Origin of the sequence: Microbacterium sp. (assembly GCF_043427715.1) — a bacterium.
Lineage (GTDB): Bacteria > Actinomycetota > Actinomycetes > Actinomycetales > Microbacteriaceae > Microbacterium.
In genome coordinates, this window is sequence record NZ_JBHWTD010000123.1 from 1 (window position 1) to 13,429 (window position 13,429).

15 protein-coding genes are annotated in these 13,429 nt (G+C 67.3%); 8 read left to right on the top strand and 7 right to left on the bottom strand.

Going from position 1 to position 13,429, the window contains the following annotated elements:
* Both ACHFGS_RS13005 and ACHFGS_RS13010 read right to left on the bottom strand, forming a co-directional pair.
* Nucleotides 1-443 (bottom strand): S1 RNA-binding domain-containing protein (locus tag ACHFGS_RS13005; RefSeq protein WP_394289536.1); only part of this gene is annotated, 443 nt, incomplete at its 3' end.
* A 146-nt stretch (nucleotides 444-589) separates the two neighbouring features.
* Nucleotides 590-1,003, bottom strand: coding sequence for a YchJ family protein (locus tag ACHFGS_RS13010; RefSeq protein WP_394279441.1), 414 nt, complete (start codon nucleotides 1,001-1,003; stop codon nucleotides 590-592).
* Between the two features lie 90 nt (nucleotides 1,004-1,093).
* Here ACHFGS_RS13010 and ACHFGS_RS13015 point away from each other — a divergent pair, with 90 nt between their 5' ends.
* The 3 genes from ACHFGS_RS13015 (at nucleotide 1,094) to ACHFGS_RS13025 (ending at nucleotide 3,382) form a co-directional block, all read left to right on the top strand.
* Nucleotides 1,094-1,624 carry a hypothetical protein gene (locus tag ACHFGS_RS13015; RefSeq protein ID WP_394279442.1) on the top strand — a complete coding sequence of 177 codons (531 nt, stop codon included), beginning with the start codon at nucleotides 1,094-1,096 and terminating at the stop codon, nucleotides 1,622-1,624.
* Nucleotides 1,625-1,704: 80 nt separating this feature from the next.
* Nucleotides 1,705-2,451, top strand: coding sequence for a hypothetical protein (locus ACHFGS_RS13020; protein WP_394279443.1), 747 nt, complete (start codon nucleotides 1,705-1,707; stop codon nucleotides 2,449-2,451).
* A 16-nt stretch (nucleotides 2,452-2,467) separates the two neighbouring features.
* On the top strand, nucleotides 2,468-3,382 hold the full coding sequence (locus ACHFGS_RS13025) for a 5'-3' exonuclease H3TH domain-containing protein (RefSeq protein ID WP_394279444.1): 915 nt from the start codon (nucleotides 2,468-2,470) through the stop codon (nucleotides 3,380-3,382).
* A gap of 18 nt (nucleotides 3,383-3,400) precedes the next feature.
* Here ACHFGS_RS13025 and ACHFGS_RS13030 read toward each other — a convergent pair whose 3' ends face one another.
* The 3 genes from ACHFGS_RS13030 to trpD form a co-directional block, all read right to left on the bottom strand.
* On the bottom strand, nucleotides 3,401-4,393 hold the full coding sequence (locus tag ACHFGS_RS13030; RefSeq protein ID WP_394279445.1) for a PHP domain-containing protein: 993 nt from the start codon (nucleotides 4,391-4,393) through the stop codon (nucleotides 3,401-3,403).
* 4 nt (nucleotides 4,394-4,397) lie between these two features.
* Nucleotides 4,398-4,883: an aromatic ring-opening dioxygenase LigA gene (locus tag ACHFGS_RS13035; RefSeq protein ID WP_394279446.1), complete on the bottom strand. Its 486-nt coding sequence runs from the start codon at nucleotides 4,881-4,883 to the stop codon at nucleotides 4,398-4,400.
* A gap of 82 nt (nucleotides 4,884-4,965) precedes the next feature.
* Nucleotides 4,966-6,036 (bottom strand): anthranilate phosphoribosyltransferase, encoded by a 1,071-nt coding sequence (gene trpD / locus ACHFGS_RS13040; protein WP_394279447.1) that lies wholly within the window; start codon nucleotides 6,034-6,036, stop codon nucleotides 4,966-4,968.
* Between the two features lie 92 nt (nucleotides 6,037-6,128).
* On the opposite strand from trpD, the gene ACHFGS_RS13045 reads away from it, so the two are divergent.
* The 5 genes from ACHFGS_RS13045 (at nucleotide 6,129) to ACHFGS_RS13065 (ending at nucleotide 11,105) form a co-directional block, all read left to right on the top strand.
* Nucleotides 6,129-6,803: a heme-copper oxidase subunit III gene (locus ACHFGS_RS13045; protein WP_394279448.1), complete on the top strand. Its 675-nt coding sequence runs from the start codon at nucleotides 6,129-6,131 to the stop codon at nucleotides 6,801-6,803.
* 25 nt (nucleotides 6,804-6,828) lie between these two features.
* Complete coding sequence (locus ACHFGS_RS13050) at nucleotides 6,829-7,629, top strand: c-type cytochrome (RefSeq protein ID WP_394279449.1); 801 nt, start codon at nucleotides 6,829-6,831, stop codon at nucleotides 7,627-7,629.
* Between the two features lie 39 nt (nucleotides 7,630-7,668).
* Entirely contained in the window at nucleotides 7,669-8,754 is a 1,086-nt protein-coding gene (locus tag ACHFGS_RS13055) for a Rieske 2Fe-2S domain-containing protein (protein WP_394279450.1), read from the top strand.
* Nucleotides 8,751-10,601 (top strand): cytochrome bc complex cytochrome b subunit, encoded by a 1,851-nt coding sequence (locus tag ACHFGS_RS13060; protein ID WP_394279451.1) that lies wholly within the window; start codon nucleotides 8,751-8,753, stop codon nucleotides 10,599-10,601. Before ACHFGS_RS13055 ends, ACHFGS_RS13060 begins: the two co-directional genes overlap by 4 nt.
* A gap of 78 nt (nucleotides 10,602-10,679) precedes the next feature.
* The gene (locus ACHFGS_RS13065; RefSeq protein ID WP_394289537.1) at nucleotides 10,680-11,105 is read left to right on the top strand and encodes a rhodanese-like domain-containing protein; all 426 of its coding nucleotides are present in this window, start codon (nucleotides 10,680-10,682) and stop codon (nucleotides 11,103-11,105) included.
* Between the two features lie 73 nt (nucleotides 11,106-11,178).
* Here ACHFGS_RS13065 and istB read toward each other — a convergent pair whose 3' ends face one another.
* Nucleotides 11,179-11,994, bottom strand: coding sequence for an IS21-like element helper ATPase IstB (gene istB / locus ACHFGS_RS13070; protein ID WP_394289538.1), 816 nt, complete (start codon nucleotides 11,992-11,994; stop codon nucleotides 11,179-11,181).
* The gene (locus ACHFGS_RS13075) at nucleotides 11,991-13,319 is read right to left on the bottom strand and encodes a transposase (protein ID WP_394289539.1); all 1,329 of its coding nucleotides are present in this window, start codon (nucleotides 13,317-13,319) and stop codon (nucleotides 11,991-11,993) included. The genes istB and ACHFGS_RS13075 overlap by 4 nt, the downstream gene beginning before the upstream one ends.
* Between the last annotated feature and the right edge of the window lie 110 nt (nucleotides 13,320-13,429).

A 13,429-nucleotide genomic window follows, 5' to 3' on the forward strand; every position in this document is an offset into this window, starting at 1 on the left:
AGTCTGAGGCCGATGTCGACGATGAGGCCGCCCTTGACGACCTCGATGACCGAACCGGTCACGACGCCGTCGTTCTCCTTGATCTTCTCCACGTCGCCCCACGCGCGCTCGTACTGCGCACGCTTCTTCGACAGGATGAGACGGCCTTCCTTGTCCTCCTTCTGGAGAACGAGGGCCTCGACCTGGTCGCCGACGTTGACAACCTCGTTGGGGTCGACGTCGTGCTTGATCGAAAGTTCGCGGGAGGGGATGACACCCTCGGTCTTGAAGCCGACGTCGAGGAGGACCTCGTCGCGGTCGACCTTCACGACGGTGCCTTCGATGAGGTCTCCGTCGTTGAAGGACTTGATGGTCAGTTCGACCGCGGCCAGGAAGTCTTCAGCGGACCCGATGTCGTTGATCGCGATCTGCTTGGTGGCCGGGGCGGTCGTTGCGTTAGTCATGTAGGGGGTTGTCCTTGGATGGTTTTGTCGTCGGGCCTCGGGACCGTGCGCACGAGGACGTGCGGAAGCCGACCGAGGCGTGGTGGATGATGTTGCGATGTCGCGCGGGCGTGGCTGAAGAGCCACATGCGTGACGCTCCAGGGTATCAGAGGGCGTCGAGGTAGTACCAGCGCCCCGCGACGCGGTGGAACCGGCTGTGTTCGGCGAGTTCGCCGCGCTCTCCGGAGGTCGAATCCCGCCACTGAGCTCGGAACCGGACCGTCCCTCGCGCACCGTCTTCCGTCGCCTCTTCCACGGTGAGCCCGAGCCACTCGGTCGTCTCGTCGAGGGTCATCTCGTCGGGCCGCGTGCGCGGCGACCAACTCTCCTGCAGGTGACGCGCGTCGCCGAGGGCGAATGCGGTGTAGCGGGAGCGCATGACCTGCTCGGGGCCGGTCGCCGGTCGGCCGTCGAGGATCGGTCCGCAGCACGTGCCGAACGAGCCGCCTCCGCACGGGCAGGGCGCGGTCTCCACGAGGCGCCGTCCTCGGGGAAGGGATGCCGCGGCTCCGAACGACATCTTCTCCCCCGATCCTCGAAACGTCGCGCCCGAGCCTACGCGCTGTGGACAACACCCGACCGCGGCAGGCGGCGTGGCTACGGTGGTCGCATGCGCGCACGATGGACCACCGCCGGCACGATCGCCCTGCTTCTGTCGATCGCAACCGTGACCGCGTGCTCGCCGGAACCGACGCCGACCCCCACCCCGACCGGCTTCGCCTCGGAGGAGGAAGCCTTCGCTGCGGCCGAGGAGACCTACCGGGCGTACGTGGATGCGCTCAACGAGGTCGATCTTTCCGACCCCGCGACGTTCGAGCCGGTTTACGAGAATTTGACAGGGGAAGCGCGCGACTCGTCTAAGCGCGAACTCACCGGTTATCACGCGGACGGATTGCGCAAGATCGGCCCGACACGGCTCATCGCATTTGACGGGGACTCCTTTGACGCCAACGAGGGGCGCCTATCCGGGGAAGTCTGCCTCGATGTCACCCAGGTGGAACTTGAGAACAGTGAAGGCAGATCGGTCGTGCCTTCCGACCGAAACAACTTCCCCCTGCTCGAAGTGGAGTTCACCGTCGACGTTGCCCGCCAGGTCCTCATCACATCGAGCAATCTCGTAAGTGACCAGCCATGTCAATAGCGCTGAGCGTCGCCCTGCCCCTAGCTCTAGCCGCGTCGGCCAGTTCATGCGGCGGGGAATCCGTATGGACATCGTGCGAGGTGGTCAACCGCGACTCGTCCGTTTCGATCGGCGCCGTCGACACCCAGCCCGGAGATCGTGCCGATCCAAAGCTCCCCGCCGATAACACTCCCCGTAACACCCGCCACGCTCCGTCAGTCCCCGTCGAGGACCCCGACGTCGTCTATCCCGGTGGTCTCAGCTCCGAGGAATGGTTCGAGCGCTGCCCGTACGACAGTCTGTGCCGCGGGACGATCCCCGAGCCGGAGGAAGACGACGAGGACGAGCCCGCCGGTGTCGACATCCGGACGGCGACGATCGAAGACGTCGCCGAGTACGCGCCGACGGTCCCCGACGTGGTCGCCGAGCCCGGCGGGATGGGCGTCGTCGGGATGCCCACCAACTTCGTCCTCGACATCGGCCCGCAAGAAGTCTCCGGCGAGATCTTCGACGTGCCCGTCACGGTGAGATTCACGCCGGTCTCCTACCTCTTCCATTACGGCGACGGCGCGACGCAGGAGACCTCCTCCCCCGGCACCTCCTGGACCGACCTCGCCGCCGCGCAGTTCACGGCGACGCCGACGAGCCACGCCTACTCCTCGCCGGGCGAGTTCGACGCGCACGTCGACGTCCGCTACACGGCAGCCGCCAGCGCCGGCACGGGGTGGTTCCCGGTTCCCGGCACCCTGACCCTTCCCACGGATGTGACGACGGTCCGGATCGTCGAGGTCGAGACCGCCTTGGTGGAGCGCACCTGCACGGAAGACCCGGGCGGACCCGGCTGCTGAGTGTCAGGATGGTCGCGTGACCGACCGCCTCATGCTCCTCGACACCGCGAGCCTCTACTTCCGTGCGTTCTACGGCGTCCCCGACTCCGTCAAAGCGCCCGACGGAAGACCCGTCAACGCCGTACGAGGGCTCCTCGACATGATCGCGAAGCTCGTCACCACCTACGAGCCGACGCATGTCGTCGCCTGCTGGGACGACGACTGGCGACCCCAGTGGCGCGTCGACCTCATCCCCAGCTACAAGACGCACCGCGTCGCCGAGGTCACCGCGACCGGGCCCGACGTCGAGGAGGTCCCCGATCCGCTCGAGGCGCAGGTGCCGATCATCCGCGAGGCACTCGGAGTGCTCGGCATCCCGATCATCGGCATCGCCGAGCACGAGGCCGATGACGTGATCGGCACTCTCGCCACCCGCGGCGATGTCCCCGTCGACGTCGTCACCGGGGATCGCGACCTCTTCCAGCTCGTCGACGATGAGCGCGACGTGCGGGTCATCTACACCGGCCGTGGCATGAGCAATCTCGAGGTCCTCACCGACGAGGTGGTCGTCCAGAAGTACGGCATCCTCCCCAGCCAGTACGCCGACTTCGCGGTCATGCGCGGCGATGCGTCCGACGGTCTCCCCGGCGTCGCCGGGGTGGGCGAGAAGACCGCGGCCACGCTCCTCGCCGCGCACGGCGACCTCACCGGCATCCGTGCCGCCGCCGAGGCGGGCGAAGGGATGAGCGCGGGCCTGCGGGCGAAGATCCTCGCCGCGTCGGACTATCTCGAGGTCGCGCCGACGGTCGTCGAGGTCGTTCGCACACTCGACCTGCCCGAGCCGGACCGACTCGCCACCCCTGACGCCGACGAGGTCAGGACTTTCGGTGACGCCTGGGGCCTCGGTTCCTCGATGGCGCGCGCCGCTGACGCGATCTCCGCGCGAGCCTGACACCACCGGGGCGTCAGGTCAGCGTCCCCGCGTCCACTCCCTCAAGCGGTCGAGAGGCCACGTCGTGACGATCCTTTCGGGATCCACGCCCAGCCGCTCCGCCCGCACCGCGCCGTAGTCGAGCAGCGACAGCTGACCAGGCGCGTGCGCGTCCGAGTCGATCGCGAACAGACATCCGATCTCGACAGCCAGTGCGAGCAGGTCGTCGGGCGGGTCCTCTCGCTCCGGCCGCGAGTTGATCTCGACCGCCACCCCGTGCTCCGCACACGCTTCGAACACCGCCGCCGCGTCGAATGTCGACGGCGGGCGCGTGCCCCGGGCGCCGCTCACCAGTCGGCCGGTCACGTGCCCCAGGACGTCGACGCGAGGATTCGACGCCGCCGCCACCAGCCGCTTCGTCATCGACCTGGGTTCCATGCGCAGTTTGGAATGAGCGGATGCCACGACCACATCGAGCTCGTCGAGGAGCCCGTCCTCCTGGTCGAGCGACCCGTCGTCGAGGATGTCCACCTCGATCCCGCTGAGCAGCGTGAACCCCGGTCGAGAGAAATCGGGCAGGAGCGCCAGCTGCTCCCGCAGCCGCTCCGCAGTCAGACCGTTCGCGACGCGAAGGCGGGGCGAGTGATCGGTCAGGGCGAGGTACTCGTGGCCGAGGGAGGCGGCGGCATCCGCCATCAGATCGATCGAGGTGAGTCCGTCCGACCAGTCGGAGTGCGAATGCAGGTCGCCGCGGAGCCGGGCACGGAGTGCGGAATCGGTGACGGGAGCGACGCGGGCCCGGAGATCTACCAGGTACTGCGGCACAACGCCCGAAAGGGCCTCGGTGATGACCGCGAAGGTCGAATCACCGATGCCCTTTCTGGTCTTCAAGCGTGCGGTGTCGGCGAGCTCGGCTTCGCTCAGCCCCGATACGGTCGCCGCAGCCGCGCGGAAAGCCCGCGAGCGGTACCGAGACGACCGATCCCGCTCGAGCAACTCGGCGATCTCCGTGAGCGCGGCGACCGGATCCATCGCGTCAGACGACGGTCGACCGCCGGACGACGACGGGTATCGAGGCGAGTCGGTTGACAGCCGCGCCGAAGAGGATCGACAGGACGCCGACCCCCATCGCGAACGCCGCAACGCCGAACGAGACGACAGACGTGAACAGCGACGCTCGCAGGAACGACGCGTTCATCATGACGGCGCGCACCGGGTCGTCCTGCTCGAGCTCGGCGTACGTCTTGCCGCCGGAGGCATCGAGGGCGTGGTGCTGGATGATGTCGGCCTGCACGTACGCGGTCAGCGGTCCTGCGACGGTCTGTCCTTGGAAGGCCATCGCATCGTCGGGGATCGTGATGTTCTCTGCCCGGAGCTGCGCGGACACGAGAGCCCAGACGATCACTCCAACGATGATCAGCGCGATGCCTCCGAGGATCCCGAGCGTTCCGAGGACTTTGACGAGTCCCGCCTTCTTCTGCGGTGCTTCGAGGGTGTCTGCGGTGGTGACGGTGTCGGTCATGAGCGGCTTCCTCTTCTCGTGAGCCTGTGATTTCTTCACGCTAACGTCGCCGGATGCCGCGCCGCCAGGCGTCGGGCCGGAATTAACCCGCTCGTCGCTCACCCGCATTCGACGCTTCGATCCACGCGTCGAGGGTGCGCAGCGCCGCGCCCGAGTCGACTGCCGCAGCTACGTCGGTGAGCGCATCGCCGAGGCGTTCGACGAAGGGCCGCTGCAACTGCGCGGCATCCTGCGACAGTCGGTAGGAGACGATGCCTGCCGCAGCGTTCAGGAGCACGATGTCGCGGACGGGTCCGGGCTCGCCCTCGAGCACGCGACGGACGATGCCGGCGTTGTGGGATGCGTCGCCGCCGAGGAGATCGGCGATCTCGGCGCGGGCGATGCCGAGATCGCGCGGGTCGAGGTCGTGCTCGCGCACGTCACCACGGCTGATCTCCCACACGCGGCTGTGGCCGGTCGTGGTGAGTTCGTCCATGCCGTCGTCGCCGCGGAAGACGAGCGCGGTGGCGCCGCGCGTGCGGAAGACGCCCGTGATCAGCGGGACCCGGTCGAGCTGCGCAACGCCCACGGCGTTCGCCTCCGCACGGGCCGGGTTGCACAGCGGGCCCAGGAAGTTGAAGACGGTGGGGATGCCGAGCTCCGCCCGGGTCGCACCGGCGTGACGGAATCCCGGGTGGAAGGCGGAGGCGAAGGCAAAGGTGATGCCGACCTCGTCCAGCACCTCGGCGACACGAGCAGGCGTCTGCGCCAGATCGATACCGAGCGCCGCCAGCACATCGGACGAACCCGACTTCGAACTCGACGCCTTGTTGCCGTGCTTGACGACGGGCACCCCGGTGGCGGCGACGATGACGGATGCCGTCGTGGACACGTTCACCGTTCCGTAACGATCGCCACCCGTGCCGACGATGTCGAGCACGTCAGCCGGAACCGGGAGGGGCACGGCCGCCTCCAGGATCGCGTCGCGGAAGCCGACGATCTCATCGACCGTCTCCCCCTTGGCCCGGAGGGCGACGAGGAAGGCGGCGAGCTGCGACGGACTCGCGTCTCCGCTCATGACCTGCCGCATCGCCCACGTGGATTCGGCGACGCTGAGGTCGGTCCGCGCGAGCAGAGCGGTGAGCAGTTCCGGCCACGAGAAGTTGTCCGCCATGACCCCCGATCCTACTCAGCACACTGTCAGGTGACTCGCGGCGGGGCCAAAGCGCGCGCTCACACCCCCGAAAGACGGAACCACCTTCAGGGATGCGAAACCTTCCGCCCAGAATCGGCCATAATGGGGAGGTGACGACCACTCCTGCGACCTACAACCAGGCACTGCGTTCGGTGAAACGACCGGACCCGGTTGCCGTCGGCACCATCGTGTGGCTCGGCAGTGAGGTGATGTTCTTCGCGGGTCTGTTCGCGATCTACTTCACCATCAAGAACACCTCGCCGGGCCTCTGGGACGACCGCACCGAGCTGCTGAACATTCCGTTCGCCGCGGTGAACACGCTCATCCTGGTGCTCTCCTCCTTCACCGCGCAGGCCGGCGTCTTCGCCGCCGAGCGCTTCCAGCCGTACCGCAAGGGTTCGTTCTGGAACTTCCGCCAGTGGGGCATGGTCGAGTGGTTCTTCCTGACCTTCGTCATGGGCGCGGTCTTCGTCTCCGGTCAGGTCTGGGAGTACGCGACCCTTGTGGCCGAGGGGATGCCGATCAGCGCTGACTCGTACGCCTCCGCCTTCTACCTGACGACCGGCTTCCACGCCCTCCACGTGGCGGGTGGCCTCATCGCCTTCCTCCTCGTGATCGGTCGCGCCTTCGCCGTCAAGAACTTCGGCCGCAAGGAGATGACCTCGGCGATCGTCGTGTCCTACTACTGGCACTTCGTCGACGTCGTGTGGATCATCCTGTTCGCCGTCATCTACTTCATCCAGTAATTCAAGAGCGGAGCTGAGTTCCTTCATGGCATCCAAGACCCCGCGTCGACAGACGGGACGTCGCAGCAAGTGGGCTGCCGCGGCACTGATCGGCGTAGGCCTCCTGCTGACCGGAGGCATCTACGCCGGTGCGTCCGCCGCGATGGCGTCCACCGAGTCGAGCACCACCGAGTCGACGCTCACTGTCGAAGACGGTAAGAAGCTCTTCCAGGCCAACTGCGCGACCTGTCACGGCCTCGACATGGAGGGCACCCCCGACGGGCCGTCGCTCTACGGTGTCGGCGAGCTCTCCGTCGAGTTCCAGATGGCGACCGGTCGCATGCCGCTGCAGGCCCAGGGCCCGCAGGCACCGCAGAAGACCCCGCAGTTCACGCAGGAGCAGATCGAGGCGATCGCCGCGTGGGTGCAGTCCGTCGCCCCCGGCCCGAGCTACCCCGATCCCGAGGTCCTGGACGGCGAGGGTGACCTCACCGAGGGTGCCGAGCTTTTCCGCATCAACTGCGCCATGTGCCACAACGTCGCCGCCGCCGGCGGTGCGCTGACCGAGGGCAAGTACGCCCCGGGCCTGACGGAGACCAGCCCGCTGCACATGTACGCGGCAATGGTCACCGGCCCGCAGAACATGCCGGTCTTCAACGACATGACCCTGACCCTCGAGGAGAAGCGCGACATCATCTCCGCGCTGATGTATCTCCAGGAGAGTGAGCCCGTCGGTGGCTTCACACTCGGTTCGCTGGGTCCGGTCTCCGAGGGTCTGTTCATCTGGATCTTCGGTATCGGCACGCTGATCGGCATCACCGTGTGGATCACGGCGAAGTCCAACTGATCCCCCACTGACGTAGAGAATTTCGAACCGAGGAGCACAATGTCACACGAGGAAGAGCCGCAGGGGGTCGAGAGGGCCGCACTGGCGCCTTCGTCGGGACTCGCCGTCGCGGTGACCGACCCCGTGCAGAACCCGGGCCTTCCGCCGCACCGCGAGCGGATGACCGACAAGGACCCGGCCGCCATGAAGCGCGCCGTGCGGACCGTCTACACGCTGTTCTACATCTCGCTCGCAGCCAGCCTCTGGGCGGTTGCCGCGTACATGCTGTTCCCGATCGAGAGCGGCGATTTCGGAGACATCCGGAACAACAACCTCTTCATCGGCCTCGGCATCGGATTCGCGCTGCTGGCGATCGGCATCGGCGCGATCCACTGGTCCAAGGCGATCATGTCGGACAAGGAGCACATCGAGCTCCGCCACCCGACCCGCGGCACCGAGGCGACTCGCGAAGCGGCCGTCAACGTGTTCCGCGAGGCGAATGAGGAGTCCGGCTTCGGACGCCGCACCGCCCTGCGCGGTTCGCTGATCGCGGCCCTGGTCGCCTCGATCATCCCGGGCGTCACGCTGTTCCGCGGCCTCGCACCGCACGGCTCGAACAACCCCGACCACCCCCTCGTCGGTGACCCGGTGGCTCTCCTGTCGCACACGATGTGGAAGAAGGGCGACCGTCTCGCGCACGACCCCTCGGGCCTCCCGATCCGTGCCGCGGACGTCGCACTCGGCTCGGCCGTGCACGTCATCCCGGAGAAGCTGAAGGACCTCAGCCACCACGACGGCTACCTCGAGGAGAAGGCAAAAGCCATCGTTCTGCTCATGCGTCTACTCCCCGAGCAGCTCCCCGCTGAGCACAACAAGCTGGAGTGGTCGTACGACGGCATCGTCGCCTACTCCAAGGTCTGCACGCACGTCGGCTGTCCCGTCGCGCTGTACGAGCAGCAGACCCACCACCTCCTGTGCCCCTGCCACCAGTCGCAGTTCGATGTGTCGCGCAGCGCCGAAGTGATCTTCGGCCCGGCCGCGCGGCCGCTCCCCCAGCTGCCGATCACCGTGGACGCTGAGGGCTACCTCGTCGCGCAGAGCGACTTCGAAGAGCCCGTCGGGCCGAGCTTCTGGGAGCGTCATTGAGCACCGCGACTGAGACCGCACCGGCATCCGCTGCGAAGCCGGCTGAAAAGCCCCTCGGCGGCCGCTTCATTGGCGCTACCGCCAACTACCTGGACGAGCGCACGAGCATCTCCGGGCTCATGAAGGAACTGGGTCGGAAGATCTTCCCCGACCACTGGTCCTTCATGCTCGGCGAGATCGCGCTGTGGAGCTTCGTCGTCGTCTTCCTCTCGGGAACGTTCCTGACGTTCTTCTTCGAGGCGTCGATGGCTCCCACGCACTACAACGGCGCGTACCTCCCCCTCCGAGGCATCGAGATGTCGGCGGCGCTCGAGTCGACGCTGGCGATCTCGTTCGACCTCCGTGGTGGCCTCCTGGTTCGCCAGATGCACCACTGGGCCGCACTGCTGTTCGTCGCCTCGATCGGCGTGCACATGCTGCGCGTGTTCTTCACGGGTGCGTTCCGCAAGCCGCGTGAGCTCAACTGGGTCGTCGGCTTCGTCCTCTTCGTGCTGGCGATGGCCGAGGGCTTCACCGGCTACTCGCTCCCCGACGACCTGCTCTCGGGCAACGGCCTCCGCATCATCGACGGCATGATCAAGGGCATCCCGCTGATCGGCACCTGGACCTCGTATCTCCTCTTCGGTGGCGAGTTCCCGGGCATGGCGATCGTAGGCCGCCTCTACACGCTGCACATCCTGCTGCTCCCCCTGATCCTCATCGCGCTTCTGGTCGTGCACCTGATGCTGATGATCATCAACAAGCACACGCAGTACGCCGGCCCGGGCCGCACCAACGACAACGTCGTGGGTTACCCGATGGTCCCGATCTACATGACCAAGATGGGCGGCTTCTTTTTCATCACGTTCGGTGTGATCGTGCTGATCGCGTCGCTGTTCACGATCAACCCGATCTGGAACTACGGCCCGTACGACCCGTCACCCGTGTCCGCCGGCACCCAGCCCGACTGGTACATCGGCTTCGCCGACGGTGCTCTTCGCCTGGCTCCGTCGAACTGGGATGTCGTCCTCTTCGACCGCACGTGGGCCTTCGGCATCCTGGTGCCGCTGGTCGTCCTGGTCGTGTTCATCCTGCTCGTCGCGATCTACCCCTTCATCGAGGCGTGGATCACCGGCGACAAGCGTGAGCACCACATCGCGCAGCGTCCCCGCCACGCGCCGACCCGCACCGCCATCGGTGTCGCCGGTGTCATCTTCTACGCAGTCCTCTGGGCGGCGGCATCCTCCGACATCATCGCAACGCACTTCTCGCTGACGATGGAAGGCGTGATCCACTCGCTACAGGCGCTCCTGTTCGTGGGCCCGATCGTCGGATACTTCGTCGCGAAGCGGATCGCGATCGCCCTCCAGAAGAAGGACCGCGAGATCGCCCTGCACGGCTACGAGTCGGGCCGTATCGTCCGCCTCCCCGGGGGCGAGTACATCGAGGTCCACCAGCCGGTCGACGCTTACGAGCGCGTCAAGCTGATCGACTTCGAGATCAACGAGCCGCTCGTCGTGCGTCCGAACGACAAGGGACGCATCCCGTGGCACCAGAACCTCCGTGCCGCCCTGTCGCGCTGGTTCTTCGAGGACCGCCTCTCCCCCATCACACAGAGCGAGATCGCGGCAGCCGAGGCGCACCAGCACCACACGCTCGATCACACCGCCGCTGAGGAAGAGGCCGAGATCCGCGGTGCACACGAGCGGGCTGGTGTGCCGGACGCTCCGCTGCACCCGATCGAGGACGGCCACAACCCGGAGACGGCCAACCGTCCGTCGAACATCATCGTCCCCGATGAGGGCGATGCCGGGAAGAAGCCGAAGAAGTCCGCCGAGACGAAGGACCGTTCCGAGAAGGACGACTGACGTCGCTGGCAGAAAAGCGGCGAGGACTGACCGTCAGGTCCATCCTCGCCGCTTTCTCGTTGCCGTAGCGTCGATCCCATGACCCACCCCGACCCGCTGTCGTACTTCGAGCACAAGCTCCGCCATGAGACCGACCCGAGCGACGTGTACGCCGCGCAGCGCGCCGGTGAGGATGTCGTCCTCGTAGACGTGCGCAGCGAGGAGGCGTGGAACCAGGGGCACGCGCGCGGAGCTCTGCACATCCCCTACCGCGAGATCGCCGCACGAGCCGATGCAGAGATCCCCCGAGACGCGAACGTCGTCGTCTACTGCTGGAGCCCCGGCTGCAACGCCGGGGCGAAGGGCGCTGTGGAGTTCGCCCGCCTCGGCTACGCCGTCAGGGAGATGATCGGCGGGTACGAGTACTGGGCGCGCGAGGGCTACCCCGTCGACGGAGCAGAGGGGGCCCTCCCCCGCACGTTCGACCCGCTCGTCATGGTGGTGCGCCCGTCCGCGTCCGCCTGACGCGGCGCAGTGACGGCGCTCACCGAAATTCCCCAGAGTTGCTCACCGAAGATCCCCAGGTCGCGTGGTCAGGTTAGCGCAGGTTGGTGCCGGTGGTGACGCGGCGGAGTTGCTCGGCTGCGGCGTGGTGGTTGCGGAGGCGGTAGGAGGCGCCGTCGAGGGTGATCACGACGGAACGGTGGAGGAGGCGGTCGAGCATCGCGGCAGCGACGGTGGTGTCGCCGAGGATCTCGCCCCATGCTCCGACGGGCCGGTTCGTGGTGATCACGATCGAGGTCTTCAAGTAGCGCTGGTTGATGACCTGGAACAGTGCGGACGCGGCTTCGCTGGGCAGCGGCAGGTAGCCCAGTTCGTCGATGATGAGGAGCGTGGGTCCGGCGAAGAACCGCATCATCGTGGCCCATTTCCCCTCGATCGCGGCGCGGTGGCAGCGGGCGGCGAGGTCGGCGGCGGAGGTGAAGTAGACCCGGTAGCCGGCGGTGACGGCGGCGTGGCCGAGGCCGGTGGCGATGTGGGTCTTCCCGACGCCGGGCGGGCCGATCAACAGCACGTTGGTGGCGGTGTCGATGTAGCGGCAGGTGCCGAGTTCTTGCAGCAGTGACCGGTCTATGCCGCTGGCGGAATCTAGGTCGAAGTCGTCTAGGGTGGCGCCGGTGGGGAGGTTCGCGAACCGGAACCGACCAGTCAGGCGGCGCGCTTCGGTCGCGGTCACCTCGATGCGCAGCAAGTGCTCGAGGGCGTGGGTGAGGGTCCAGCCTTCGGCTTGTGCCTGGTCGAGGACTTTCGGGAGGGCGTCGGCGGCGTCGGTGAGTTTCAGGTCGGCCAGGTGGGTCCGCAGCTGCTGGTAGACGCTCGCTGCGGTCGTCGTCGTGGGGGTCGTGGTGGTCATGAGAGGGTGTTCCTGTTCTTCGCGGCCTGCTCGTAAGCGGCCAGGCTGATCACGGTCGTGGTGGGTTCGGTGGTGCCGGTCAGGGCGGCGGCGGCGCGGAGCGCGGCGGCCCCGGGTGGGATGCGTTCCTTGCGGCGGTGCGAGCGTCCGGGTGGCGCGGATGCCATCGCGACCTGTTCGAGGGCGGTGACGTGTCCGGTGTCGCGGGTCGTGACGCCCAGCCCGGGCTCGGCGACCCGGTGCCGGGCGACGACCGCGCCGGTGACGGTGGCGATGTCGATGATGTCGGCGCCGAGCCGCTGCTGAACGATGACTTTCGTCGCGGCCAGCTCCGGTGGCACCGAGTACCGGTTCCCGCGCCAGTCGATCAACGCCTGCCTGGTCGCGGTGCGTTCCTCGGTCACGATCACGGGGAACACGGCTGGCGGCAGCGGCCGCAGTCGCTCCGCGGCGAGCATCGCCTTCGCGGTCGTCTTCCCCGTCTCGGTCTGGCGTGGCCGGTTGTCTTGCCCCCTGGCGAACGCTTCGAAGCTGGCTTGCGCCTGCTCGACGGTCAGTTCGTCGGGGACGGTGCGCCACCAGCGCTGCGCGGCGGTGTGGTTGTTCTTCTCGACCACGCCCTTCCGGTTCCCGCTGCGGGGCCGGCACGCGATCACCGTGACGGCGTGGTGCTTGGCGAAAGCGGCGAACATCGGCGTCAGATCACTAGTGCCCTGCTTCAGGACCGTGGTCATCCGGTCGAACCGCCAGTCGCGGGTCAGTCCGCCCAACAGCCCGAGCAGGGTCGTCATCGCGGCCAGCAGGTGCGGTAGATCCGTCGACGGGGACAGCACGCCCCGCCAGATCCCGGAGTGCGCGAGCGAACCGACCAGCGCGTATGCCTTCTTGTGAGGAAACCCCCACTGCGCGGGCGGGTCGGGCAGCTCGACCCAGTCGAACTGGGTCTCCTCGCCGGGCGGATGCGCGATGATCGCGTTGGGTCGCTTCGTGACATGCGCGCAGGCCGTGCACGGCGGCCGCAGCCCACGGTCACGGATCTGCCGCGTCAACGTCGGATACGAGCCCCCGAAGCCGAGCGGGCGCAGCTCATCGAGCAGCGTCATCGCCCACAAGTGCGGGTCCTCGGCAAGCCGCGCAGCGACGTAGTCGGCGAACGCGTCGAACGAGTCCGGCACGGCGCGTTCACGCCGACCAGGGACGCGATCACCCTTCAAGTAGGCACGGATGGTCTTACGGTCATGGTCGGTGCGGCGGGCGATCTCGCTGATCGTCATCCCCTGCCGTCTGAGCGCGTGGATGTCCACGTCGTCCTCCTCTGAAAGCATGAAGAACAGGGCCTCTCTCGAGCTGGTGCGTGGTCAGAGACCACCAGCATCGAGGGAGGCCCGCCTCACGCGGCGGAGCGACCCAGGGTGGGGAACTTCGATGAGCAGAA

Excerpts from the sequence above, each read along its gene's own strand:
- trpD (WP_394279447.1), bottom strand. The coding sequence starts at position 6,036 with ATGGCGGACAACTTCTCGTGGCCGGAACTGCTCACCGCTCTGCTCGCG.
- ACHFGS_RS13010 (WP_394279441.1), bottom strand. The coding sequence starts at position 1,003 with ATGTCGTTCGGAGCCGCGGCATCCCTTCCCCGAGGACGGCGCCTCGTG.
- istB (WP_394289538.1), bottom strand. The coding sequence starts at position 11,994 with ATGACCACCACGACCCCCACGACGACGACCGCAGCGAGCGTCTACCAG.
- ACHFGS_RS13015 (WP_394279442.1), top strand. The coding sequence starts at position 1,094 with ATGCGCGCACGATGGACCACCGCCGGCACGATCGCCCTGCTTCTGTCG.
- ACHFGS_RS13030 (WP_394279445.1), bottom strand. The coding sequence starts at position 4,393 with ATGGATCCGGTCGCCGCGCTCACGGAGATCGCCGAGTTGCTCGAGCGG.
- ACHFGS_RS13045 (WP_394279448.1), top strand. The coding sequence starts at position 6,129 with ATGCGAAACCTTCCGCCCAGAATCGGCCATAATGGGGAGGTGACGACC.
- ACHFGS_RS13065 (WP_394289537.1), top strand. The coding sequence starts at position 10,680 with ATGACCCACCCCGACCCGCTGTCGTACTTCGAGCACAAGCTCCGCCAT.
- ACHFGS_RS13050 (WP_394279449.1), top strand. The coding sequence starts at position 6,829 with ATGGCATCCAAGACCCCGCGTCGACAGACGGGACGTCGCAGCAAGTGG.
- ACHFGS_RS13035 (WP_394279446.1), bottom strand. The coding sequence starts at position 4,883 with ATGACCGACACCGTCACCACCGCAGACACCCTCGAAGCACCGCAGAAG.
- ACHFGS_RS13055 (WP_394279450.1), top strand. The coding sequence starts at position 7,669 with ATGTCACACGAGGAAGAGCCGCAGGGGGTCGAGAGGGCCGCACTGGCG.
- ACHFGS_RS13075 (WP_394289539.1), bottom strand. The coding sequence starts at position 13,319 with ATGCTTTCAGAGGAGGACGACGTGGACATCCACGCGCTCAGACGGCAG.